Below are 25,846 nucleotides of genomic sequence, written 5' to 3'. Positions count from 1 at the left end.
TCAATTTAATATAAGTAATTCTGACAGATAACTGCTATGCTTTATTACGTAGTTTAATATCGATAAATACGTATTTTGATAAAAATTTGATTCTATTTATAATTTTTAATTATTGTTAGCTTGTAAAATTGAATTAAGCAGGTTACCCATATTTAGTCTGATAATGCATGTTGTCATATCAGCGGTTTAAAATGTGTCAGCGACATGATAAATGAAAATATAAGATTGTTTTTTTTGTGAGTGAATATTTTATTTGTTAACAATTGTTACTGACGGTAGACCTAAAATAAGAGTGTGCATGGAAAGTATTGAGTTGCTAAAAAGTTTATCGAGTAGCCCGATCGTTCCCTGACATAAAATAATAAAAAATGACGGCAAAGGTGTAGAATTATCCTTTTATAAGGGCGGCGAGTAGGGATCAGCTCATAAAATTAATGAAAATGTAGCAATAAAATAATTTTAAAACTAAAGTTAAGTTAATCTAAATTTATGAGATGACTCTATTTCTACATTCGGGCTTATAGAAAATAGCTAGTTTTTAGCTTACACTAGGTTTTTTGGACATCATTATAATAGCGAAGAAAAGTGCTGGTAAGGTAACCATATGTTTTTAAAAAATAAATTTTATGTTGCATCTTTGCTTATAGCAGGTACAGCCCTTCTTTCAGGTTGTACATTTGGCTCAGACACATACAATACAGCAACACCGAATACTCCAAGTAAACAGGTAGTCAATACAAGTACCGATCAACCGGTCACACAACCGACTGCTGATACCAATTCAGGTCAAGTTGATAACACATACCCTGAATCTCAAAAAGTATTAAACAGCGCTATCAACCGTACACCAATTGCTTCAACAGCCTATGGTGAAACAGGGGGCGACCAGCAAACATTTGCTCATTTAAATACGTGTGTTAAAGAACTCAATGCACTCAAAACACTCTCACCTAAAGATTACAATCGCTTAGTAGGTTCATTTAAAGAGGTTAGCGAAATCAACCGTCTATATCGACAAGTTGAGGGGACGGCTAGCCCTGACACGATTGAATTATTACAAATGGCGATAGAATCTAAAACTAAAGTATTGTGTGCAAAAGTTCGTTATAACTCAGTATTGTCTACCGAATCAACATTGAAGAAAATTAGTGGATTATGAGAATAAACCTTAGGCTTTGTGTGTCACTGGCACTTGTTACGACGTTTTTTAGTCATGCTCCAAAAGCAGAGCGCTTTAACAATGTAATTGATGATTTTGATACTTACCTTCAAATGGAAAAAGAAGGCAAAGTACAAGAACAAAAGCAACAATTGCCAGTTAATACACAAAACCAGGGTTATGATATCTTTTCTTCGCTATCTACTGTTCCTGCTCCAAAAGAGAAACAAAAATCTGCGGCAGCGAATAAAGGAACGAAAGGCAAAGCTACAGGGAAGAATAAATCTGCTGCGGCATCAACGAAGAAAGTCGATGTCGCGAAGGCGGAGCCTGCTGAACCGGAAAAAACGACTTTTTCTGAAGTGTGTGCGGTGACGACAGAAAATGGGGCATCCCCTATTTTATTGTCGTCTTACCCTTATTTCTTCCAAAGCAATCAATGGGATCCTGCTTATCTAGCCAAAGATTTTGCAAAATATCAATTGGTTCTTGACCCACTCGGCTTATATGCATCTAAATTTGCCAAGCCAGCAGGTATTAATACCTCTGCTTATCTTGAGCAATTGGCGCAATTAATTGAACGTCAGCAATTAGCACATCTATATAAGTTTGGTATTGCTCAAGGTGTAGGCCAACTTATTGCCTATAATCATTTGCTCAATGATGAACAACTCGTTTCTGAACTCATTAACCATAATAAGAGTATCGCGCAATTAACGCATACAATTACGGAAAAACAATTTGAGATTGATAAATTAAATGATGAAGTTCTGAAAAGCAAAGAGCAAATTGCGCAATTACAGGCAGTTGTCAATTCATCAGATGACCAATCTTTAATTGACTCATTAAAGACTAAACTGGCGGATGCTCAAAAAACAATTGAGCAAAAGCAAAATAGTCTTGATCAATTGAGTCAAGAAAATCAGCAAACCCAAGAAACGATTGCTCAACTTGAAAAACAATTAAATGAAAGTGTCGTTGAACAAGCCCAACTTAAACAGCAATTAGCAGATAAAGAACAGCAATTTGCTGCTGCAAATTTGAAAATTGAGCAACTCACTGCGGATATTGCAAAATTAGAGTTGGAATCTAAAAAACAACTGCAAGTTGCGGGTAACGCTGATGAGCAGATGAAATCAGTGACAGCTGAACTTCTACAGCAAAAAGAATTGTTGAAACAGAAAGAAAATGAATTAGCGACCGTTAAAAGTGAAAAAGATGGTGTTGCATCCTCTTTGGCCGCCCAGCAAGAAAAAAGTAAATTATTAGAGTTACAAAACCAGCAATTACAAACTCAGCTGGTAGAAAAAGAACAATTAGCAGAAAAAATACAAGTTTCTCTGGCGAAAAAAACGGAACAAGCGGAGCAACAAGTTGCTTTAGAAAACGCGTTAAAAGCCGAGCTGGCTGAGGCGAAAAAACAGTTAGCCGAGCACCAAACTGCGCAAAATGCGTTGTCCAAACAGTTTGCGAACAGTGAAAAACAACAGGCAGACTTGCAGGCGAAACTCCTTCAACAAGAGCAAAATTACACCACGGCACAGGCGCAGCTGAAGCAAGCGAATGCGGATTTACAGAAGCTCCAAGCTGATATGGAAAAACAAACTGCCTTGATGAGCCAAGCGAGCGATCAGCAAGTGAAAGCACTGACCGCTGATTTAAACAAACAACTCGCCTTGTTGAAGCAAAAAGAAGAGGGTTTGAAGAAAGCGGAAACGGAAAGCCAAACCACTCGCGAAGCCTTAGCAAAACAGCAAGCTGATGCAAAAGCATTAGCGGAGAAAAACCAGCAACTGAGCGCCGAGCTGCAACAAAAAGCGCAGCAAGCAGACAAAATCCAAGCCTCTTTAGCCGAGCAGACCGCGAAGGCGGCTCAGAAAGCGGCATTAGAAGCCGAGCTGGCTGAGGCGAAAAAACAGTTAGCCGAGCACCAAACGGCGCAAAATGCGTTGTCCAAACAGTTTGCGAACAGTGAAAAACAACAGGCAGACTTGCAGGCGAAACTCCTTCAACAAGAGCAAAATTACACCACGGCACAGGCGCAGCTGAAGCAAGCGAATGCGGATTTACAGAAGCTCCAAGCTGATATGGAAAAACAAACTGCCTTGATGAGCCAAGCGAGCGATCAGCAAGTGAAAGCACTGACCGCTGATTTAAACAAACAACTCGCCTTGTTGAAGCAAAAAGAAGAGGGTTTGAAGAAAGCGGAAACGGAAAGCCAAACCACTCGCGAAGCCTTAGCAAAACAGCAAGCTGATGCAAAAGCATTAGCGGAGAAAAACCAGCAACTGAGCGCCGAGCTGCAACAAAAAGCGCAGCAAGCAGACAAAATCCAAGCCTCTTTAGCCGAGCAGACCGCGAAGGCGGCTCAGAAAGCGGCATTAGAAGCCGAGCTGGCTGAGGCGAAAAAACAGTTAGCCGAGCACCAAACGGCGCAAAATGCGTTGTCCAAACAGTTTGCGAACAGTGAAAAACAACAGGCAGACTTGCAGGCGAAACTCCTTCAACAAGAGCAAAATTACACCACGGCACAGGCGCAGCTGAAGCAAGCGAATGCGGATTTACAGAAGCTCCAAGCTGATATGGAAAAACAAACTGCCTTGATGAGCCAAGCGAGCGATCAGCAAGTGAAAGCGCTGACCGCTGATTTAAACAAACAACTCGCCTTGTTGAAGCAAAAAGAAGAGGGTTTGAAGAAAGCGGAAACGGAAAGCCAAACCACTCGCGAAGCCTTAGCAAAACAGCAAGCTGATGCAAAAGCACTAGCGGAGAAAAACCAGCAACTGACCGCCGAGCTGCAACAAAAAGCGCAGCAAGCAGACAAAATTCAAGCCTCTTTAGCCGAGCAGACCGCGAAGGCGGCTCAGAAAGCGGCATTAGAAGCCGAGCTGGCTGAGGCGAAAAAACAGTTAGCCGAGCACCAAACGGCGCAAAATGCGTTGTCCAAACAGTTTGCGAACAGTGAAAAACAGCAGGCAGACTTGCAGGCGAAACTCCTTCAACAAGAGCAAAATTACACCACGGCACAGGCGCAGCTGAAGCAAGCGAATGCGGATTTACAGAAGCTCCAAGCTGATATGGAAAAACAAACTGCCTTGATGAGCCAAGCGAGCGATCAGCAAGTGAAAGCACTGACCGCCGATTTAAACAAACAACTCGCCTTGCTGAAGCAAAAAGAAGACGGGTTGAAGAAAGCGGAAACGGAAAGCCAAACCACTCGCGAAGCCTTAGCAAAACAGCAAGCTGATGCAAAAGCATTAGCGGAGAAAAACCAGCAACTGACCGCCGAGCTGCAACAAAAAGCGCAGCGAGCAGACAAAATCCAAGCCTCTTTAGCCGAGCAGACCGCGAAGGCGGCTCAGAAAGCGGCATTAGAAGCCGAGCTGGCTGAGGCGAAAAAACAGTTATCCGAGCACCAAACGGCGCAAAATGCGTTGTCCAAACAGTTTGCGAACAGTGAAAAACAGCAGGCAGACTTGCAGGCGAAACTCCTTCAACAAGAGCAAAATTACACCACGGCACAGGCGCAGCTGAAGCAAGCGAATGCGGATTTACAAAAGTTAAAAAATGAAGTTGAAACGAAAACTGCTTTAATGAATCAAGCGAGCGATCAGCAAGTGAAAGCGCTGACCGCCGATTTAAATAAACAACTCGCCTTGTTGAAGCAAAAAGAAGACGGGTTGAAGAAAGCGCAAGCGGAAAGCCAAACCACTCGCGAAGCCTTAGCAAAACAGCAAGCTGATGCAAAAGCACTAGCGGAGAAAAACCAACAACTGACCGCTGAGCTGCAGAAAAAGGCACAACAAGCTGATAAAATTCAAGCTTCTTTAGTTGAGCAAACGGCCAAATTAGCACAAAAAATTACGTTAGAGTCAGAATTAGCAATAGCAAAAAAACAGTTGGCTGAGCAGCAAGCAGTACAAAATACATTATCTAAACAATATGCTGAGAGCCAAAAGCAACAAGAACAATTACAAACAAACTTAAAACAAAATGAACAGAATTTTGTTGATGCTCAAAAACAATTACAACAAGCTAATGCGGATCTGCTGAAGTTGCAAAAAGAGGTTGAAAAACAAACTGCGTTAATAGGGCAAGCAAGTGACAAGCAAGTTAAAGAGTTAACGACCGACTTAAATAAACAAATTGCATTATTGAAACAGAAAGAAGCCGCTTTAGCTAAGTTGGAATCTGAGAAAAAATCAATTAATGATGCACTGACTGCCCAGGAAAATGAGAAGAAAAAACTTGAGCAGCAAAACCAGCAATTTGTTAAACAGACTAAGTCCCAAGAAGACAAAATTAGTAAACTTGAAAGCGATATTGCGGCTAAAACAAGGAAACAGTCTGAGATTGAGCAAAAGCTGGCAGAGACGAATAAACTCCTTGGTGATTTAAAAACCAATTCTCAAAAAGAGTTGGCATCAGCACAAGAGAAGTTGAAAAAATTACAAACAGAGCTAGATTCGCGTAAATCCATTTCGAGTGATGAAACTTTAAAATCACAAATTATGGAATTAAACCGATTGATAACTCAGTTACAAGATGAAAATGATGCATTAAAAGCGAGAAGTGGTACAAAACCGAATACTGGCTTGGCAGGGCGAGTTCCACCTAGCAAAGATGCAAAAGCGATTGCCGCAGAAAATGCGAAGAAAAACCAAAAAATTATTGAGCAAATCACCGCTCAAAAATACAGTAAGCTCGATAGCAACACTTACTATAAAATCATTCAAGCAGGTTCTCCTATAAAAGATGTTAAAAATAAAGACGTGACTTTTATTATGAGAGAACAATTAACGGATGGTAAGGTTACGGTATTGTACACCGATCAAAACCCGGTCACATTACCTTATAGTCAGCTACCGACGCCATTAAATTCCTTTGTAGAACGAGCAGGGGAAGGAGGGATGGTTAAAGTCTATATTAAACCGGAAGGTGGCTATGGTGTTGACGGCATACCAGGTGAAGTACCACCGAACTCCATGTCAATTATTGATTTAAAAATAATTAAAGCAAAATAATATAGCTTTTATCTGGGTTTATCTTAAAGGTAATTTGTCACTGAAAGGCGAATTACCTTTTTTTGTGATATATCAATCTGAAGGGATTATAGAAATTTAAGAAGGCTAAAAAGTGAATATGGCTGTGTAATGGAAGGGACTGAACTTGCCTTTCTGCCAGATTATAGTTAAAGCTTAAATTTCTATAACTGACAGGGCATGAGTTCGAAAATTACTGAGCGGTTAAGCTGCTATTCTTGATCTGCTCGGCGTGTATCCAAATCGTTTGCGATAAGTTTGGGTGAAGTAAGATTGACTGGAAAAGCCTGCTTCCATTGAAACTTCGACAATGCTCATTGTCGTGTTAACTAATAACTGGTGTGCATACATAATACGTTTTTCACTAATCCATGAGCGTGGTGAAGTTGAATAGACGGTATTGAACAGTTCTTTAAATGTTGTTAACCCCATGCCAAAAGTACGAGCAAATTCACTTAACTTCCATTCTTTAAGGTAATTGTTTTCCATAAATAGCTGCAATCGTTCGACTTGGCGACTACTCAGCTGCCTAAAATTAGATAATAATAAAGCCCCTTGTTCGCTGTAGCTAAGTAATAATAATAATTCGCTTACTCGAAGTGTGAAGATGACGTCAGGGTATTCATTATTGATAAATGCATTTAAGCTCGCTTTGATTTCGTTAATGATAGGAGATGAATTAAATTTAATTACATCACAGGGTAAGCCTTCATTACGGTCTATTTCACTTAACTCTGCACCATGATTGGAAATAAAGTTACGCAAAAAATCATCACTTAAGGGAACCCAAAGTAATTTGCAACCTGTAGTTTCACTGAGTTGTAAGGAGTAAGCCCCTTGCTTGTGATATAAAATATCACCTTCATTTAAACGTTGTGAGTTGGCTGGGGTTTCTAGTAACACAGAGCCTTGTTCTATGATCAAAAGCCCTTTGGTTTCTAAGTCGATAATGTTATGGGTTGCGAGGTTATTAATGTTTATCTGTTTAATTACGCATTGATTCGATGAGTTTATTACTTGCATGACGATACCTTCATTAATTGTATTTCAAATATAACTTCAAAATAAAATATTCAACAATTTCCATCTGGCAATATAAAGCATTGGTGTTATTAGTATGTTTGAAATTATATAAATCGATTAATTTTGTGTCACATTGTAATTCTAAATATAAATAAATGTTTCCAAATATACTTTTGCCGATCTTTTTGTGCTTATAGCTCGGTATTAGTTGTGTTTAAAATAACGAGTTTGGTGTTTTATTTTGTCTGAATTTATTATTTTAGATTATTAACCTATAATATTAAAATTAGTCGGATGTTAATATGTTATCGTTTTTTACGCGTAACAAGCGTTTTTTTTCTACTTTTTGCTCATTTATCATTTTTAGTATGGTAATGTGAATTTTAGCTATGAGAATGATGATATTAACATTCGTTAAAATTAACACTGATAAATTTATCTTATATAACAAATGATTGTTAACTTGAGTTATTTGTTTTATGTATCTTGACGATAATATAATTTTATCAAAAAGGGGCTTTATGGCGGGTTTATTGCGACAGGTGTCTCATTTTAACAACGATAGGTTTTTACAATTGCTCTGATAGGTATTTCAAATATGCATTTTTATACATAGTTTCATTTGTTATTATTTTTTCAATCGTCATTATTCAATCTTTATATACCTTATTTTTCTCCTTTTGCTGTATTTTGCTTGAAGCTTCAAATAGAGGGTACCAATTTGCGCTAGAGTTTCACTTATCATGACCAATGCTTTTAGCTGTTCGCTTATTAACTTTGGCTGGTAAGTCAGGAACGGGTTTACGATCATCAAGTAAGTGCCGTATAGCAAGTATTGGATGATGGATTAGCATCTTAGGGCCAGCCCAACGCATAACGAGCTTCATCTGTTCTCGCATTTTGGGTTGATAACAATGGATTGGACATTGTTTACAAGCTGGTTTTTCTTCCCCATATCGGCATTTTTCTAACCTATTAATGGCATAGGAAAATAATTCTTGATAGAAATTAGGAGATTCTATGGGAACAGGGTGAGCTTTTTCATAGATTTTTATCATTTTTTCAATCGTTTTAATTTCACGATTAATACGTTTACCAACCATAATAAGTCTCTATAAAAAATAAACATATATTTAATATACAACTTTATGTAAGGATAGCTAGCTAATGACAATGTATTCTTACTTTTTTTGATGGAGCTCAATAAAACAGAGGGTAAAAATTACCCTCTTTTATTAGCGTGAAACACGATACTTAGCTAATATTAAATGAATAATAAAATATTTTCATTTTTCAATTGGTTAGCTAGTTTTATTTTCACTATGCAAGAAAAACAACGCATGTTGTTATCGTGATAATTTATTGACTCGAGAGCATTATTTTTTGCATTTCATCTTTAAGATGTAATTTTTCTTTTTTTAGCTTAGCGACATGCTCATTGTAACCAGCTCCAGAAGGGCCTTCTAATTTACTGATTTCTTTGTCGAGTTGATGATGCTTTTCATAAAGAGTTTGAAAACGGGGATGCGTAGAGATTAATTTTGAAACTAAATCTTGATCTGCTGATAACATACTACCTCCTCAGAATATATTAAGCCTCAGATTCAGTATAAACAGAGCGTACATTTTGTACATCGAATAGCTTGTAATTTACATAATTTTTATTAGTTTTATGATCCTTCAACTAGAATTAAGTAGTATTACATTGCTTTTATCTGGGTTACCTATATTTTTGTAATTAAGAATCATCTATAGTGATAATTACGGTGTAAATGACTTAGTATGTATAGAATTCTGGTTTTTAAAATTGATTTTGTGTTTCTAGATAGGAATAAATAATGAAAAAAGCGATTTTATCTGTAATGGCAGCGGCATTAATTTCATCATGTGCAGTCGCAACGGAAGATTTGGAAAAGATCGCGCCATACCCAAAAGCGGAAGCGGGTATGACTCGTCATGTGATTGAATTAACTAAGCAACAAAATGAAAATAATTTTATGGTTGAGTTAGTTATTGGTAAAACGATCAAAGCAGACTGTAATCGTCAATGGTTTATGGGGGAGCTGGATGAAAAAACGTTGGAAGGTTGGGGTTACAGCTACTATAAATTAGATGAGGTTAAAGGCCCTGCTTCAACAATGATGGGGTGCTCTGAGCCAGCCAAAGACCGTTTTGTTTCAACACAGTTAGGTGATGATGCATTTGTGCGTTATAACAGCAAATTACCGATTGTGATTTATGCACCAAAAGATATGCAAGTGAAATATCGAATTTGGTCTACAGACGATAAATTAATGGATTCAGTTACAAAATAATGATTAAAGAAAATGCCGCTAACTGCGGCATTTTTATAGAAAATCATTTAGCGAATAACAAATACGGATGTTTTAGCATGACGTACAATAGCGGATGCTGTTGAGCCTAATAGGTAAGTTGAAGAACTTGGGTGATGAGAACCAACAACAATCAGGTCAGCACTAATTTCTTGCGCATAATCTAAGATTTCATCTTTAGCGGAACCAATACCAATTTTGCAGTTAATGCGTTCATCAGCAACTTTGATGTCTTTAATGACTTCTTCTAATGCGCGCATGGCAAGGATTGCGCGTTCAGCAGAATCTTTGTTACTTTCTGGTAATGCGGCAATTTCAATACCAAAAAATAATTCGAGACTCGGAATAACAGATAGAAAATGAATTTCGGCTGAGCTAAGTTGTGCTAGTGCTTCAACGTGTTTGATGATCTCTTGGTTCAATTCATCTTCTAACAAATCAATAGGAACTAGGATTTTTTTATACATAGCTACCTCATTTTCGTATTATTTAAAGTTAATTACAAAGGCTTATCTTCAATATACTATAAGTTAAATGAAAAATAATAAATGTAATAAAGTGCGCATTTATAATGATAATTTAAAGATAGTATAATTAATTCTTTGAAAAGAAAGAATAATTATTATCAATCACGCTTTTTATTTACAAATAACACGGAGACTTTTAACAGAATATATGCGAGTATTGCATTTTATGTTTTAACTTATTGATTTAAATAGGTTATATGAATGATAATTATTTTGTTTTTCATTAAGAACCCATTTTATGACTATGAATAATGCCTCCACACAGAAAAAAAGTGATTTTGAAATTCAGCAAATAAAATTTAAAGCCGCAAAGAAAAGTACATTAGTTAGTGTTGTTGTAAATATTTTTTTATCGATTTGGCAGATAATTATTGGTTTTTTTTCGCATTCTTCTGGGTTAATAGCTGACGGCATTCACACATTATCGGATTTAATCGCTGATTTTGTTGTATTGATAGCGAATAAGAAAAGCCATAAAAAACCGGATGAAGACCACCCATACGGCCATTTTCGTTATGAAAATGGTGCATCATTAATATTGGGTATTATTTTATTAATTGTGGGTGTAGGAATGGTTTGGTCAGCGATCGAAAAATTGCTGAAACCGGATTTGATCCCTGAAGTGCACTCAGTCGCATTAGTTGTCGCATTGATTGCTTTAGTCGCAAAAGAAGGGCTGTTTCGCTATATGTTGCATGTCGCAAATAAAGTGAATTCCAGTATGTTAGTGGCGAACGCATGGCATGCTCGTTCTGATGCAGCTTCTTCCTTGGTGGTGGCTATCGGTATTGTTGGTAGCTTGTGCGGATTTAAAATTTTTGACCCACTTGCAGCATTGATTGTGGGGACATTCGTTTTCCGCATGGGGTTTAAATTCACCAATCAATCCATGCAAGATTTAATGGATAAAGGTGCGGATGAAGAAACGTTGCAAGAAATTCGTTCTATTTTGGATAATATCAGTGAATTATCAGGGTATCATGATTTAAAAACACGTAAGTCAGGGGATTTTTTGTTGGTAGATGTACATTTAGAGCTGGATGGAAATATGAGTATCACTGTTGGCCATGAGATTGCGGTAAATGTACGTAAAAAATTGATGGAAAACCCATTAATTTTGGATGTCATGACACACCTTGACCCGTATGACAAAGAGATTAAGCATTAATGATAGGTTGATTTTCTTTTCTGATAAGAACCGAGCATAAAAGTGGCTCGGTTTTTTATTGCAAGCTATTATGTAAAAAGGATCTATTAATTATTGCACCTAATTGATAACAAGGCGAAAATTAATATGTTGTTTCAGCATGGCACAATATAGTATTTTTCAACGTAAAGGGTAAATATAGCAAGCCGCTCTTTATAGTGATTATTGAATGATTGAGGAAAAAATGCAGTTAACTCAAGAACAATGTCAGATATTTCGCGCCCCAAAGGTTATTGCCCTTACAAATCAAAATGGTATGAAGATTATTCTCAGTAGTCTAGGCGCTAGTTGGGTTAGCTGTATACTTCCATTAGTAACAGGTAAACGAGACGTTGTTTTGGGTTCACCCAATATGGCGAAACAGATGGAGCAAGGGGTATACCTTGGTTCAACCGTTGGGCGAGTCGCTAACCGTATAAATAATTCACAATTCACACTAAATGAACAACGCTATCAGCTCGTTGGTAACCAAGGCGCACATTGCTTGCATGGTGGAAAGCGTAATTTTAGCCAGCGTATATGGGGTATTTTTCAACCAACTCCCCAGAAAGCTATTTTTTCGTTGGTGTCTCCTGCTGGTGAACAAGGCTTTCCAGGTCGGCTAGAGGTTGAGGTGAGCTATGAACTTACAGAAGATAATCAAGTTGTTATTCACCATGCTTATCAATCGACAGAAGCTTGCCCTGTAAACCTCGCGAACCACATCTACTTCAACCTAGCGGGAGAAGATTCAGTTAGAACAGCGTTGGAGCATGATTTATACATTGATGCAGACCAATTCTTGCCGACAGATATGGACGGTATTCCAACGGGTGAATGGCATAATGTGGCTGAAACCAATTTTGATTTTCGCCAAAGCAAGCGGATTGGCCGAGACTTTTTACAAGATGATGTGCAGCACCGCGTTGGTGGGTATGACCATGGGTTTATATTAAACAACGCATTAACCGATGGTGAGCAGACAGTGGCAACACTGGGGGCACCAAATGGTGATGTACGGCTAAATATCGCAACAACACAGGCTGCATTACATGTATATAGTGGGAATAACCTGCATGCAACATCGGGGAAAACTCGAACGTATGTGCCTTATTCAGGGGTAGTGTTGGCCACTCAGTTTCCAGCGGATGCCATTAATCATCCAGAGTGGGGAGAACAATACAGTTCGATTGCGTTTCCTCAACAAGTGTACCGAAACCAAACTCGCTACCAATTTGTTTTTTGATATCTCAGTGAATATTCAGCGCCTCAATATTAAGGCGCTGAATTGAATTGCTCGCCAATAATTAGCTTTAGACTTAAATAACAAATAAATCCATATATTCATTTACGGGCATTTTTTCTAACATTGGCTTATCGAGAGAGGCTTTTAGAATTCGAATTTGTTGAGCCTCAGGGAATTGCCTTGCTAAATTGACTCTAAATTTATTTAATAGTAATGGCATACCCTCTTTACGGCGGCGCTTGTGGCCAACAGGATACTCGATAACAACTTCATCAAGCACTTGCCCATCCTTCAATGTAATGGTTAACCCATTGCTAATCGAGCGTTTTTCTGGGTCATGATAGTCTCGGGTGAACTGGACATCTTCTGTGCAATGCATTTTTGCACGTAATGCATCGATACGTTCGTCTTTAGCAATATTGTCTTCATAATCAGCGGCCGTTAAACGACCAAAAATTAATGGGACAGCGACCATATATTGAATGCAATGATCCCTATCTGCCGGATTATGTAATGGCCCTTTTTTATCAATGATACGAATGCATGCCTCATGGGTACGTATGGCAATCGACTCAATATCTTGCGCCGTTTTCCCTAATTTTTGGAGGGTTTGATGGAGTTGTAACGCGGCTTCTACTGCGGTTTGGGAATGAAACTCAGCAGGGAAAGAAATCTTAAATAGCACATTTTCCATGACATATGAGCCATAAGGGCGTTGAAAACGCAGGGGCTGTCCATTAAATAAAACATCGTAAAAGCCCCATGTTTTAGCCGTTAATGCCGTTGGGTAGCCCATTTCCCCTTTTTGAGCCATTAAAGCGAGCCGTACCGCACGGGAAGTGGCGTCACCTGCCGCCCATGATTTGCGAGATCCTGTATTGGGGCTATGGCGGTAGGTACGCAGGCTGTGCCCATCAATCCATGCTTGGGAGACCGCATTGAGAATTTGTTCTCTTTCCAAGCCCAATAAATGAGAAACAACCGCAGTTGAGGCCACTTTGACTAAAATAACATGATCGAGCCCAACTTGGTTGAAGGCGTTTTCTAATGCGATACAGCCTTGAATTTCATGGGCCTTAATTAATGCAGTCAAAACATCTCTCATGGACAATGGGGACTTTCCTTTAGCAATGTTTTCACGCGAAAGCCAATCCGCAGTGGCTAATATCCCCCCAAGGTTATCTGATGGATGCCCCCATTCGGCAGCAAGCCAAGTGTCATTAAAATCAAGCCATCGGCACATTGTGCCAAGGTTAAATGCACCTTGCACAGGGTCTAATTGAAATTGTGTTCCTGGGATTTTTGTGCCATTAGGCACAATTGTACCTGGAACGATAGGGCCCAATAATTTTTTACACGCAGGGTATTCAAGGGATTCCATCCCGCAACCCAGGGTGTCGAGTAGGCAATAATAAGCCGTATCATAGGCAAGGTCAGAAGTAATCGGGTAATCCATTACATAATCAACAATATCGCTGATCACTTTATCAAATTCAATTTGTTGCGAACGCACGGTTTGTGTTGTCATTAGGTTACCTTTTAACGCTGTTCTATAGGAATAAATAATTGATTTTCAGGTCCAACATAGTTGGCTGAAGGGCGAATAATTTTATTATCTTGTCGTTGTTCAATAATATGGGCTGACCAACCAGCGGTACGTGCCATAACAAATAGAGGTGTAAACATGGCGGTAGGGATACCCATAAGGTGATAAGCCACAGCAGAAAACCAATCTAAGTTTGGAAACATATTTTTTTCACGTTTCATAACGGATTCAATGCGATCTGCAACGGTATAAAGATGTCGATTTAGATTTTGTTCTGATAACTGTAAGGCGACAGATTTGATTATGGGATGACGGGGATCTGCGAGAGTATAAACTGGGTGGCCAAAGCCAATGATAACCTCACTGTTTTTAACCCGGGCGATAATATCTTGTTCCGCTTCGTCCATTGATGCATAACGTTGCTGAATTTCTAATGAAACTTCATTTGCACCACCGTGTTTTGGGCCACGCAGGGCGGCAATTGCACCTGTCATTGCAGAGTAAAAATCGGTGCCTGTTCCCGCAATAACCCTCGCTGCGAATGTGGATGCGTTAAATTCATGTTCTGCGTATAAAATTGCCGCAATATGCATGAATTTTTCCCATTGAGCAGGGGGCTTTTTGCCGTGTAATAGATGCAAGAAATGCGCGCCAATCGAATCATCATCTGTTTGGGTTTCAATGCGTCGTCCGTGGTGGCTAAAGTGGTACCAATACAACAACATCGAACCCAGTGATGCTAACAAGCGGTCAGCGATATCTCTAGCGCCCGAAAAAGGGTGTGATTCTTTTTCGGGTAATACACATCCCATCATGGATACGCCTGTACGCATGACGTCCATCGGGTGTGCGTTCGCCGGTATTGATTCTAAGGTTTGTTTGACACTTGCGGGTAATCCTCGAAAGGATTGTAATTTTTCTTTGTATGCAGCGAGCTCAGTTGCGGTAGGGAGCTTGTCATGGATGAGCAAATGCGCGATTTCTTCAAATTCACACTGTGTGGCTAAGTCGTGAATGTCAAACCCGCGATAATGCAGGTCATTACCATTACGTCCAACGGTACAAAGCGCTGTGTTTCCAGCTGCTACACCAGACAGTGCAACTGATTTTTTAGGTTTAAATTGAGGTGCTTCAGTACGACTAAGTTGTTCATTCATCATTTATTCCTTGTAGGGGACAGAGGAGATGCAACTTTTAGTAATGATAAGTGCTTAAAATTATGATTTTTTCTGGGAAAAGAGTGCATCCAGCTTTTGTTCATAATCGTAATAATGAATACTTTGATACAGTTCTTCTCGAGTCTGCATGAGTGGTATGACACTTTTTTGCGTGCCTTCTTTACGTAACGTTGTATAAACCTGTTCAGCCGCTCTATTCATGGCTCGAAATGCAGACAGTGGATAAAGCGCAATGGCAATACCCACACTGCGTAATTCATCAAGGGTAAATAAAGGGGTTTGGCCAAATTCGGTTAAATTGGCCAGTACGGGAGCCGAGGTGTTGCTCGTAAACTGTTGATACATAGAAAGTTCAGTGATTGCCTCTGGGAAAAGCATATCTGCACCGGCTTCTATGTAGGCTTGTGCACGTTCGAGCGCGGCATCAAGGCCTTCGACCGCTAATGCATCGGTTCGAGCCATAATGACAAAACTGTCATCAGTTCGTGCATCAACGGCGGCTTTGATGCGGTCGACCATCTCTTGTGTCGACACAATCTCTTTATTAGGGCGATGACCACAGCGTTTTGCGCCTACTTGGTCTTCAATATGTAACCCAGCTGCGCCTGCCTTACAAAATGATTTTACCGTGCGTGCGACATTGAAAGCAGAAGGGCCAAAGCCAATATCCGCGTCAACCATTAGCGGTAAGTCGCATACGTCAGTAATGCGTCGAATATCAATTAAAACATCATCTAACGTTGAGATACCTAAGTCAGGCATGCCTAATGAGCCAGCAGCAACGCCACCGCCAGATAAATAAATAGCTTTATAGCCAGCTTGTTTAGCAAGAAGTGCGTGGTTGGCATTGATGGCTCCAACAAGCTGTAGTGGAGACTCTTGCTTGATAGCTTCGCGAAACTTTTGTCCTGCACTAAATGACGACATAATAGCCTCATGTGGTGTTAATTAATTGTAATGAAATTGGGTAGCCATAGTCACCTAGCAATTGACGTGCCAACCTTGAATTAAATGAAGGGCAATGGAAAATTCTATGAAATCAATCGGGTGGGGATTTTTTTGTTTGTGATAAGAAAACCAAATTTAAAATAATCGGTTGGTATGTTTCATTGAAACCATATATTGTTAAATGAAACAAATTTGAAACGTATTGAGAAGGTAGGGTGACGATGGAAAAACCCATTATTTGGACGGTTTCAGTGTCCCGATTATTTACATTGTTTCGAGATATCAGCCCTGAATTTAGTGAGCAAGCGGAAATCACACCACTCAATCTTGGTTTTGAGCAGGCGGTAGAGGCCGTTCGTCAACGATTACAGGATGGGCACTGTGACGCCATTATCAGTGCGGGTTCAAATGGGGCTTATTTAAAAAGTCATGTTTCAGTCCCTGTTATTATTGTGAAAATCAGTGGTTTCGATGTTATGCAAGCATTGGCTCAAGCTCGGGAAATTAGCGATAAAGTCGGGATCATCAATTATAAAAAAACGCTTTCTTCATTAGATGAATTTCAGCAGCGTTTTGGTTTACAAATCGAGCAGCGGAGCTACGTCACTGCGGAGGATGCAAGGTCTCAGCTTAAAGCACTAAAAGCCATGGGGATTTCTGTTGTCGTGGGGGCTGGATTAATCATGGATCTGGCGGATGAAATGGGGATGACTGGGGTTTTTGTCTATTCCACAGAAACCATACAGCAAGCATTTTCAGATGCTATCGAATTAAGCCGAATGTCGAGGCGTGAAAACCATTCGCAAGGTAAATACCTTCCGCCTAACCCCGCAAAAGTTCGTTATACCATAAACGACTTGATTGGTTCGTCATTATCGATGGAGCGTGTTAGGCAAACTATTATGTTGTATGCACGCTCTGATGCAACGGTATTGATCCAAGGTGCGAGTGGAACAGGAAAGGAGATGGTGGCGCAAGGGATCCATCACGAATATACCTTATTTAATCAACATAAGCGTAGTAAACAGCAAATGCCTTTTGTCGCTGTTAACTGTGGGGCGATACCTGAAACATTATTAGAAGCCGAATTATTTGGTTATGAAGAAGGTGCTTTTACGGGATCTCGTCGCGGTGGTCGAGCAGGGCTATTTGAATTGGCGAGTGGGGGAACACTGTTTTTAGATGAAATCGGTGAAATGCCTATCGCATTGCAAACAAAATTGTTGCGGGTTCTTGAGGAGCGATCTGTAGTGCGAGTCGGCGGGTATAAACCGCTGCAAGTGAATGTTCGGGTCATTTGTGCAACCCATTGTGATTTAGACCGCTGGGTGAAAGAAGGACGTTTTCGAGCCGATCTATTTTATCGGCTCGGAGTACTGAGAATGCGCGTGCCTGCGCTCAACGAACGCGGTGATGATATTTTAGTATTAGCGGAGCGGCTACTTAAATTAGCTTTTGCAGGCTTGATCTTGCCACTCCCCGCATTTCGCGTGCAACAGTTAATTGCATGTAAACGTTTTTTTCTTGATTATTCATGGCCCGGTAATGTGCGAGAACTCAGAAATTTAATGGAGCGAGTCGCGTTGTATTGCAGTGCTTACCCAGAAAAAACGATCACAACACAAATGCTAACCAGTTTATCCCCAGAAAGGCAGGAAAGTGAATATAAGGACGCTGTAATAAAAGATAAATCTAATGAATCGTTAGAAGAGGTGATGGCTAAATTTAATGGTGACCGTAAAGCCGTGGCTCAGTATCTAGGTATTAGCAGAACGACGCTATGGCGAAGACTTTCTTCCCATTCCTAATCACCTTTTGAGAGGTGCTTGCCTTCCAAAGAAAAAGAGTATGCAAATTAGGTACTCATTGACAATATGAATGTTAAGGTGTCATAAGTCACTAAAGGCAAAGAATAGAGAATGATAGTTATCAGTGTTGGCTTAATTTTATTATTAGAAAATTAATTTCTCTATTTTAAGTAAAAAAGTGAAATAAATTGTTTTAGTAAATTGAGTAAGGCGAATTTGCTTCATCAATCAGCTTATTCAGCAGGAGAAAACAATAAATAATTTTTTTTGTGATTAAGCACTTTTTAGGTGCCTTGTATTTAGTTTAAGTTGTATCTAAAAGTAACAGAGGTAATTTTATCTGTTTGTTTTCTAACCTGTTGTTTTTATATTGATTTTTATCTGTTTTTTGCCGTTTTTGAACGGGGTTAACTTACAAAAAAAACGTGATTTTTCTCACATAAATTATTTTGTTAGTCACCATTAGATTTTCTCATTTTAACTTCATGATTGAACGTTCTATATTGCGCTCAAATTAGTCTTATCTTTGTTTTTTTACTACTGCACTAATCGCCGAAATGTGTTCTTTAATTAGGAACACAATGTTGTCGTATTCTACGATGTAGTTGCAGCGCATATTATTTATTTTGTTAGTTGGAGAGTGGGGCGTGAATCAGTCCACTACTATCATGCGCAAACGCGACAATGCATTCGTTCCTGTTGCAGGGTTAACGATTTTTGCTATTGCATCGGGTTATTTAATGAGTTTAATCCCATTATCGATGGGAAGCTTTGGTATTGATACGCAATATGCGGGCTGGTTAGCGAGTGCGTATTATATTGGTCTATTAATTGGCTCAATGTTAATTGAACCCGTTATTGCCAAAATAGGCCATCGCCTTGCATTTATAGGTTTCTTATTGATGCTTGCCGCGACAGTTATCGTACTGCCATGGGCACCAACCATTGAAGCTTGGTTACCGAATCGCTTAATTGCGGGGGTAGCAGTGGCGGGGATTTTTGTGGTGGTTGAATCTTGGTTATTGATTGGTGACAATCCGAAAGAGCGCGCTAAACGTTTAAGTTTTTATATGACGTCATTGTATGGCGGAACAACCCTTGGCCAGCTTGCTATTGGTGTCATTGGAACTCAGGGTACTTATCCGTTTATGGTGGTATTAGGACTATTATTATTGGCGGTCATGCCACCGTTATTGGTACGTCAAGGCCAGCCAGATAGTGGTTCACATCAAAAACTCTCATTGAAGAAAATTGCTCGTTTAAGTAAACCTGCAATTATTGGTTGTATGGTTTCTGGAATTACCATGGGGACTATCTATGGGTTAATGCCGTTATCATTGAAAAAAGACCAGTTCACCACCGATCAAGTGGGGGTGTTGATGGCTTCAATTATTCTTGGTGGGATGTTAATACAGCCAGTTGTTAGCAAATTATCTATTTTAATGAGTAAAACCTTATTGCTTGCCATGGTTTCATTATTAGGTGTTTTTGCTATGGGAGTTATTTATATTTCGAGTGATTATTTGGTGATGATTGTCGCTTTAGGATTACTCGGCATGTCAACTTTTGCCTTATATCCAGTGGCGATAACGCTAGCGTGTGATGGCTTAGATTCCTCTTACATTGTTGCTGCAACCCAAGTGATGCTGTTTAGTTACAGTATTGGTTCAGCGATGGGACCTATCGCTGCGGGGACGTTTTTAGGCCAATATAATGGGTTAGTGAATTTCTTCTTTATTGTGCTGCTAGTGACTGCAATTTATATGTTAATTGCCAGCTTACGTCGCAAAGCCAGCGTGTTAGCAAATTAATTTTGTCGATAAATAAAACCGGCAAATAAAAGGCTCTGTGAGTAATCTCAGAGCCTTTTTTACGTTCTAATTATTTCTTTTTATTTGCAATTGAAGGTGCCAGTTGTGCTTCAATAGGTAAATGCCTTGTGTTACGGACAATACGTTGTTCCCAAAGCTCTCCCAATTTGAAATCCCATGATAGCGGCGATATTTCAGTTCTACCTGCATTTGGAGCGAAAGTGAGTTCACTGAAATACAACGTATTTTCATTAGACATCAAAAAATCAGCTCGGCAATAATCAAAAGGTGTGACGAGTATTTCTGCTAATCGTAACATTTCTTTGAATAATGGTGGCTCAGGTACAGGTTCCATCATGTTTGGATAACCAAAAGTCACGGGTTGCAATTGCCAGTTGGTATCGTAAATATTAATAAATTCATTGCCAAATTCGTCGGAGTAGTCAATCTCTGCATAGACAGGCTTACCAGAGAAGCAGTGGATCCTGCATGTTTCAGGCACTAACTTTCGGTTTTTATTAGCAAATAAATCAATATATTCTTCGCACATAATTTGTGCGGGAATCGTTTTATAATGGCGTTCACGGGTAATATAGTAAAGATTTTTAGTTAAGTGAAAATCCAATTTGTTTTTAGCTTTTGGCCAATCAAATTGTGCTTTATTGCGACAAATAATGCTACTGCCACTATCATGATTACATTTTAAAACAAAACGCTCTGGCAGTTTATTTATATCGATTTCATCGGTATTTTTATAAGTGGCTATAATAGGAACTAAATATTCATCTCCTATTGTTCGGGAAATATATCCCCTAACCGTAAGTTTATCCGCATATTGTGAATATAATGGATTTTTATCTCGTAGCATTCTAAAGTTTACTTTCTCATTAAAGCTTTTGGGTACTTTAAAATCAGGGCGATAATTGAGTTTTTTAGCAAATTTATTAGAGAGATAGATTTTATCACTCATAATGAGTGAGCGTAATTTTTTTATAAAATACTCTGCTTTTTTCATGCGAGCACCAACCATTCTAAAATTGTAGTGTGTAAATGAAATCTAATTTTTATTTGATTATATTTTTTATAACTTAAATAAAGCTTCAATAAATCTAACGAGCAATTTAATAATTTTTTAATAAATAAATAGTAAACAAAAGATAAATAAAGGTCATTTTGTTAATAATAACCGGTATTTGTCTGAACTTATATCAACAAGTCAATCAATTGTTTTAATTATTCGTCACTAATAATAAGGTTATTGCTTATTTTAAGTGTAACAAAGATAAGGAAGATAAACCTTAAGGGTTTATTTAGATGTTATCTCTAAACCCGTGGGCTCAGAGATAATAATTGAGAAGGTTATTATTTTCAAAATGACTAATATTCTTACTGTAATGGCGGTTGCCCCATTTTTTTTAGAAATCGTATTTGGGCCGCAACGAGTTGTTTGTAATCAATACAGCGGTATGGCATATCATATTGCTGCGCTAGCCTAGCTAAAATTTGAGCTAAAGCAGGGTAGTGACGATGATGCCAGTGAGGAAAAATATGGTGTGTAAGGTGGTAGTTTAATCCTCCTGTTAAGCGCCATAAATAATGAGGGGTAGGTAACCAGTCACAAGCCGTGACAAAATTATGGTGGTACCAGCCATGCTTAATTTGTTTATCTTCAGGCGCAGTGAAAAACTGTGTCTCTGCCCAATGTGTACCTAGTAATAGATAAATGACAAAAATGGATGCGACCATTTGGCTCAACAAATAAGTGATAAATATTGTTGTTAAGCTGATCCCATGGTTGTGAGCTACGAATAATGGAATGCCAAGCATCAGTATTAAATGGCATATTTTGCTGCCTAAAAATAGCCCCCAACCCAGTTTACCCTCGAGTACTTTCTGCGCCTTTAAGCGTGTTTTCCCAGTCCTATCGGACCAATCAAATACGAGAGCAATCCATGTGAGTGACAACGATGCAATGAAAGGCCAATAAATATGCTGATATTTCATAAAAGGCCGCCACCGTTGAAATGGCGTTTGGCGGAATATACCATTTTCTTCCGTGTCTAAATCGTAATGTTCGATGTTGGCGTAGTGATGGTGATAATGAACGTGACGTGTACGCCAAAACTCCGGCTCTAAGCCTAAAGGTAATGTGACTAAACGGCCAAATAACCGATTTTTCCAGCCTGATTTAAACAGGGTATTGTGACAGGCATCGTGCTGGCCAATTACATTTAATAGCATGATAAGTAAAACAAATACAAAATAGGACAATATGTAAATTGAGGTGGATGTTGTCATGATTGTCGGAAGATAACTCAGAAGGGCAACAATAAATAAGACCCCGATTACAGTAAGGTCAGCTAGGCTGGCATACACGTGATCTTGTTTAGCTTGCAGATATTCCTGACTTGCTTGTTTTAATGCGATATGAAATTGTTGTTCGTTAGCATTTGAGAACGTGAGTTCGAATTCAGTGTGATGCATGCGACTCTCATTTGATGTTATCTTCTTTTAATCAAAGAGTATATCCATACTAAGTTAATCGTCGCAAAATAAATATGACAGGGGAAGAACGTTTCGACCTATTCTGAATCAGATTTCATCGAAAGTAATAAATTTCGACAATTTAAATAAGTGTTTTTGATGGAAATAAATATAAATGGATAATTTTGTAGAATAATCGATTAAATATGAGTTAATTAAATTGATGTGTTTTTTTGTTAGCAACTCAGTAAATGCACGTATTTTCAACCTACATAAATACCAAAAACGGGCTACATCCTTGTAGAGAAATCCTTTAGCCTTAAGGTATCAAGGAAAAATATGTCTGTCTGTAATAAATCATGTGAAAAAATATCGCCACTTAGTTTCCCAAGTTAACAATAAATTAATGTTACCATTTTTGGTGGTTTTATACGAATTGCGTGTTATATTTATCTCGCTTAAGTTAAATTAGGAGCTTGCCTATATTAATAATGTATCAAAATGATGAAATAGTCACTGGTAAATTATTTCTTGAATTAGGAATGTAACATGAAAAAAATACTGTTAATAATTTTATCAACACTGATTATTCCAGTATATGCTCAAGCAAGTTATAAATACTATGGTTGTGATAAAAAAATCTATCAACTAGAGAAACAACTAAAATATGCCAAAATGCATGGAAATCGAAATAGGGTTGCAGGATTAGAGCGTGCGATTTCAAATGTGCAAAATAATTGCTATGACCATTATTCTGGAGCGACAGGCCCAACTAAACTAAATCATCGATATAGTTTTACTGAAACTGATCATTTAGAGCAGCAGATAGAGGCGCTACAAGATGAAATTGAACGCTTAAAAGCTGCTAAAAAGTAATGTAATAGGTAATATTAAAACCCAATATTATTTATAAAATAAACCGTGTTAGATGAATTTAGCGCAATTGTCACTTGTTATAATTATAGTAACTTTTACTTTAATTTTTTGTTTGGCGCTAGCGTATTGAATTAATCAATGAAATAATAAGTTAATGTCGTTTTCTTAACACAATATGTCTTCTTATGGTTATTCGCCCTCATCAACACTGGTTTTTTCGGTTATTCGACTGGCATGGTTCTGTACTGTCAAAAATAACATTTCGGCTTTCTCTAAATATAATGATATCTATCGTGGCCGTACTCAGTTTTCAATGGTACGAACGATTAGGTATACACTTAACGATTGCCCCTTTTAGTTTACTAGGGATTGCTATCGCAATATTCCTAGGTTTTCGTAATAATGCATGTTATAGCCGCTTGATTGAGGCTCGAACGCTTTGGGCTTCGTTATTGATCAACCAAAGAAATATTCTCAGGAATATTAAAGGATTATTACCCAATGATCCCGTAGAACAGAAGGAGTTCGCGAATTTATTGATCGCTTTTGGTTGGAGCCTTAAACATGAATTAAGAAAAACCAGCCCAATCATTGATTTGTATAGGTTGCTGCCCCGAGCTGTTTTTGATGAGGTTATCCAGAGCCCGTTTCCCACTAGCCGAATATTATTGCAGATAGGCCTAAAGGTGGGGGAATTACGTGATAAAAAAGTCATCAGTGATGTACTTTTTCAAGCCATTAATAAAGATATTAATGCGTTATCGGAGGTACTCGGTGGTTGCGAACGTATTTCTAATACACCGATCCCATTCGCTTATACACTCATTTTACAGCGAACAGTCTACTTATTTTGTTCATTACTTCCTTTTGCGTTGGTCGTTGACTTACATTTTATGACGCCATTGGTGTCTGTTTTTATTTCTTATACTTTCTTAGCGTGGGACGCATTAGCGGAAGAACTTGAAGACCCATTTGGGGTTGCTGCAAATGATTTACCGCTTAATGCCATTTGTAATAGTATTGAGCGTAATGCATTGGATATGTTAGATATTCAACCACTTCCCCCTCAGTACCAGCCAGATAAATACTTCAACTTGTTGTAACGTTGATCTATTCCTAATTGGAGACAGTAAAGCTCGATATTGGTGTTTTACTGTTTTACTTTTCCACTGGGTATTATTTTGTCTTTTCGGGTCATAAAAATAAGGAATTCTGTACAGATAATCCGACCAATACTATACTCCCCCTATGTATATTAAAGGGGCTTAAATATGCCACATTCCCCAAAAGAAAAAAAAGCTGTCCTTACACGGGTCAGAAAATTGAAAGGTCAATTACTTGCTTTGGAGTCGGCCTTGGAAGATGAAGTTGAATGTGCGGCCATTTTACAACAAATCGCCGCTATTCGAGGGGCCGTTAACGGTCTGATGGCCGGGGTATTAGAAAGTCATTTACGGGAAGGGCTTCAAGAGTCTGCGACAACACAGTTGCAAAAAGACTCTGTAGACGATGCTATCTCATTAATTCGAACTTATTTGCGGTAAAAAGAAGGAATAACGATGAAATCACGTGCAGCAGTCGCATTTGGTCCCGGTGAGCCATTAAAAATTGTCGAAATTGATGTCATGCCACCAAAGGCTGGGGAAGTGTTAGTTAAAATTAGCCACACTGGGGTTTGCCATACGGATGCTTTTACATTGTCAGGTGATGACCCTGAAGGTTTATTTCCTGTGGTATTGGGGCATGAAGGTGCAGGTGTTGTTGTGGAAGTCGGTGAAGGTGTTACTAGCGTTAGCGTAGGTGATCATGTCATTCCACTTTATACAGCAGAATGTGGAAAATGTGTTTTTTGTGAATCAGGTAAAACAAACTTATGCGTCTCTGTTAGGGAAACACAAGGTAAAGGTGTGATGCCAGATGGAACAACCCGTTTTTCTTATAATGGGCAGCCAGTTTACCATTATATGGGTTGTTCAACATTCAGCGAGTATACGGTGGTTGCTGAAGTTTCTTTGGCGAAAATTAACCCTCAAGCCAACCATGAAGAAGTGTGTTTATTAGGGTGTGGAGTGACGACCGGTATTGGTGCTGTACATAATACGGCGAAAGTACAAGAAGGTGACTCTGTTGCTGTTTTTGGGCTCGGAGGTATTGGTCTTGCGGTTATTCAAGGGGCAAGACAAGCAAAGGCTGGCCGCATTATAGCCATTGATACTAACCCATCTAAGTTTGAATTAGCACGTCAATTTGGTGCGACAGAGTGTTTGGATCCTAACGATTTTGATAAGCCAATTCAGCAAGTACTGATTGAGAAAACCCAGTGGGGTGTTGATCATACTTTTGAATGTATTGGTAATGTTAATGTTATGCGTGCCGCACTTGAAAGTGCACACAGGGGATGGGGCCAATCGATTATCATTGGTGTTGCTGGAGCAGGGCAAGAAATTTCAACTCGCCCATTCCAATTAGTAACAGGGCGTTCATGGCGTGGCACCGCATTTGGTGGTGTGAAAGGCCGTAGTCAATTGCCAAAAATGGTTGAAGATGCCATGAAGGGTGACATTGAGCTGTCTCCATTTGTGACGCACACATTGCCGTTAGAGAGTATTAATGACGCATTTGATTTAATGCATGAAGGTAAATCAATCCGCACCGTTATTCACTATGATTAAGGAGTCT

General features: G+C 38.9%; 20 protein-coding genes. 11 read left to right on the top strand and 9 right to left on the bottom strand.

The window, feature by feature from the left end; all coding sequences use genetic code 11:
• Positions 1 to 604 precede the first annotated feature (604 nt).
• Positions 605 to 1,159, top strand: coding sequence for a hypothetical protein (locus M0M83_RS14015; protein WP_125894081.1), 555 nt, complete (start codon positions 605 to 607; stop codon positions 1,157 to 1,159).
• 20 nt (positions 1,160 to 1,179) lie between these two features.
• Positions 1,180 to 6,183 carry a hypothetical protein gene (locus tag M0M83_RS14010; protein ID WP_248466782.1) on the top strand — a complete coding sequence of 1,668 codons (5,004 nt, stop codon included), beginning with the start codon at positions 1,180 to 1,182 and terminating at the stop codon, positions 6,181 to 6,183.
• Positions 6,184 to 6,405: 222 nt separating this feature from the next.
• Here M0M83_RS14010 and M0M83_RS14005 read toward each other — a convergent pair whose 3' ends face one another.
• From M0M83_RS14005 to M0M83_RS13995, 3 genes are all read right to left on the bottom strand, one after another.
• On the bottom strand, positions 6,406 to 7,224 hold the full coding sequence (locus M0M83_RS14005) for a helix-turn-helix transcriptional regulator (protein ID WP_248466781.1): 819 nt from the start codon (positions 7,222 to 7,224) through the stop codon (positions 6,406 to 6,408).
• A 734-nt stretch (positions 7,225 to 7,958) separates the two neighbouring features.
• A complete protein-coding gene (locus tag M0M83_RS14000; protein ID WP_125894077.1) occupies positions 7,959 to 8,327 on the bottom strand; it encodes a nitrous oxide-stimulated promoter family protein in 369 nt (122 codons plus the stop codon).
• Between the two features lie 256 nt (positions 8,328 to 8,583).
• Complete coding sequence (locus M0M83_RS13995) at positions 8,584 to 8,796, bottom strand: DUF465 domain-containing protein (protein ID WP_004261774.1); 213 nt, start codon at positions 8,794 to 8,796, stop codon at positions 8,584 to 8,586.
• A gap of 266 nt (positions 8,797 to 9,062) precedes the next feature.
• Between M0M83_RS13995 and eco the strand changes: the two genes are divergently transcribed.
• Complete coding sequence (gene eco / locus M0M83_RS13990) at positions 9,063 to 9,539, top strand: serine protease inhibitor ecotin (protein ID WP_125894075.1); 477 nt, start codon at positions 9,063 to 9,065, stop codon at positions 9,537 to 9,539.
• Positions 9,540 to 9,586: 47 nt separating this feature from the next.
• Here eco and M0M83_RS13985 read toward each other — a convergent pair whose 3' ends face one another.
• Complete coding sequence (locus tag M0M83_RS13985; RefSeq protein WP_125894073.1) at positions 9,587 to 10,024, bottom strand: universal stress protein; 438 nt, start codon at positions 10,022 to 10,024, stop codon at positions 9,587 to 9,589.
• Between the two features lie 298 nt (positions 10,025 to 10,322).
• Between M0M83_RS13985 and M0M83_RS13980 the strand changes: the two genes are divergently transcribed.
• Complete coding sequence (locus M0M83_RS13980; protein WP_125894071.1) at positions 10,323 to 11,252, top strand: cation diffusion facilitator family transporter; 930 nt, start codon at positions 10,323 to 10,325, stop codon at positions 11,250 to 11,252.
• Between the two features lie 223 nt (positions 11,253 to 11,475).
• A complete protein-coding gene (locus tag M0M83_RS13975; RefSeq protein ID WP_125894069.1) occupies positions 11,476 to 12,516 on the top strand; it encodes a galactose-1-epimerase in 1,041 nt (346 codons plus the stop codon).
• Positions 12,517 to 12,589: 73 nt separating this feature from the next.
• Here the strand turns inward: M0M83_RS13975 and M0M83_RS13970 are convergent, their stop codons facing one another.
• The 3 genes from M0M83_RS13970 to prpB are packed head-to-tail and all read right to left on the bottom strand — an operon-like array spanning position 12,590 to position 16,167.
• Positions 12,590 to 14,044 carry a bifunctional 2-methylcitrate dehydratase/aconitate hydratase gene (locus M0M83_RS13970; RefSeq protein WP_125894066.1) on the bottom strand — a complete coding sequence of 485 codons (1,455 nt, stop codon included), beginning with the start codon at positions 14,042 to 14,044 and terminating at the stop codon, positions 12,590 to 12,592.
• Positions 14,045 to 14,055: 11 nt separating this feature from the next.
• Positions 14,056 to 15,219, bottom strand: coding sequence for a bifunctional 2-methylcitrate synthase/citrate synthase (gene prpC / locus M0M83_RS13965; protein WP_213914357.1), 1,164 nt, complete (start codon positions 15,217 to 15,219; stop codon positions 14,056 to 14,058).
• 60 nt (positions 15,220 to 15,279) lie between these two features.
• Positions 15,280 to 16,167: a methylisocitrate lyase gene (prpB, locus tag M0M83_RS13960; protein WP_213914356.1), complete on the bottom strand. Its 888-nt coding sequence runs from the start codon at positions 16,165 to 16,167 to the stop codon at positions 15,280 to 15,282.
• A 242-nt stretch (positions 16,168 to 16,409) separates the two neighbouring features.
• On the opposite strand from prpB, the gene prpR reads away from it, so the two are divergent.
• Entirely contained in the window at positions 16,410 to 17,996 is a 1,587-nt protein-coding gene (gene prpR, locus M0M83_RS13955) for a propionate catabolism operon regulatory protein PrpR (protein ID WP_125894060.1), read from the top strand.
• Between the two features lie 668 nt (positions 17,997 to 18,664).
• The gene (locus tag M0M83_RS13950) at positions 18,665 to 19,807 is read left to right on the top strand and encodes an MFS transporter (RefSeq protein ID WP_213914361.1); all 1,143 of its coding nucleotides are present in this window, start codon (positions 18,665 to 18,667) and stop codon (positions 19,805 to 19,807) included.
• 70 nt (positions 19,808 to 19,877) lie between these two features.
• Here the strand turns inward: M0M83_RS13950 and M0M83_RS13945 are convergent, their stop codons facing one another.
• Together M0M83_RS13945 and M0M83_RS13940 are read right to left on the bottom strand one after the other, a co-directional pair.
• On the bottom strand, positions 19,878 to 20,822 hold the full coding sequence (locus tag M0M83_RS13945) for an ATP-grasp fold amidoligase family protein (RefSeq protein WP_248466780.1): 945 nt from the start codon (positions 20,820 to 20,822) through the stop codon (positions 19,878 to 19,880).
• Between the two features lie 371 nt (positions 20,823 to 21,193).
• Positions 21,194 to 22,291, bottom strand: a complete 1,098-nt coding sequence (locus M0M83_RS13940; RefSeq protein WP_125894056.1) for a fatty acid desaturase family protein — start codon at positions 22,289 to 22,291, stop codon at positions 21,194 to 21,196.
• A gap of 549 nt (positions 22,292 to 22,840) precedes the next feature.
• Between M0M83_RS13940 and M0M83_RS13935 the strand changes: the two genes are divergently transcribed.
• The 4 genes from M0M83_RS13935 (at position 22,841) to M0M83_RS13920 (ending at position 25,839) form a co-directional block, all read left to right on the top strand.
• Complete coding sequence (locus tag M0M83_RS13935) at positions 22,841 to 23,167, top strand: DUF1090 family protein (RefSeq protein WP_248466779.1); 327 nt, start codon at positions 22,841 to 22,843, stop codon at positions 23,165 to 23,167.
• A 185-nt stretch (positions 23,168 to 23,352) separates the two neighbouring features.
• The gene (locus tag M0M83_RS13930; RefSeq protein ID WP_213914353.1) at positions 23,353 to 24,270 is read left to right on the top strand and encodes a bestrophin family protein; all 918 of its coding nucleotides are present in this window, start codon (positions 23,353 to 23,355) and stop codon (positions 24,268 to 24,270) included.
• Between the two features lie 168 nt (positions 24,271 to 24,438).
• Positions 24,439 to 24,711: a formaldehyde-responsive transcriptional repressor FrmR gene (frmR, locus tag M0M83_RS13925; protein WP_004261729.1), complete on the top strand. Its 273-nt coding sequence runs from the start codon at positions 24,439 to 24,441 to the stop codon at positions 24,709 to 24,711.
• A 15-nt stretch (positions 24,712 to 24,726) separates the two neighbouring features.
• Positions 24,727 to 25,839, top strand: coding sequence for an S-(hydroxymethyl)glutathione dehydrogenase/class III alcohol dehydrogenase (locus tag M0M83_RS13920; RefSeq protein ID WP_102137454.1), 1,113 nt, complete (start codon positions 24,727 to 24,729; stop codon positions 25,837 to 25,839).
• The last annotated feature ends 7 nt before the right edge of the window (positions 25,840 to 25,846 follow it).

This window comes from Providencia rettgeri, from assembly GCF_023205015.1.
In the GTDB taxonomy this organism is placed as follows: domain Bacteria; phylum Pseudomonadota; class Gammaproteobacteria; order Enterobacterales; family Enterobacteriaceae; genus Providencia; species Providencia rettgeri_E.
The sequence above is the reverse complement of the archived record's forward strand: the minus strand, read 5'-3'. Positions and strand labels throughout refer to the sequence as shown.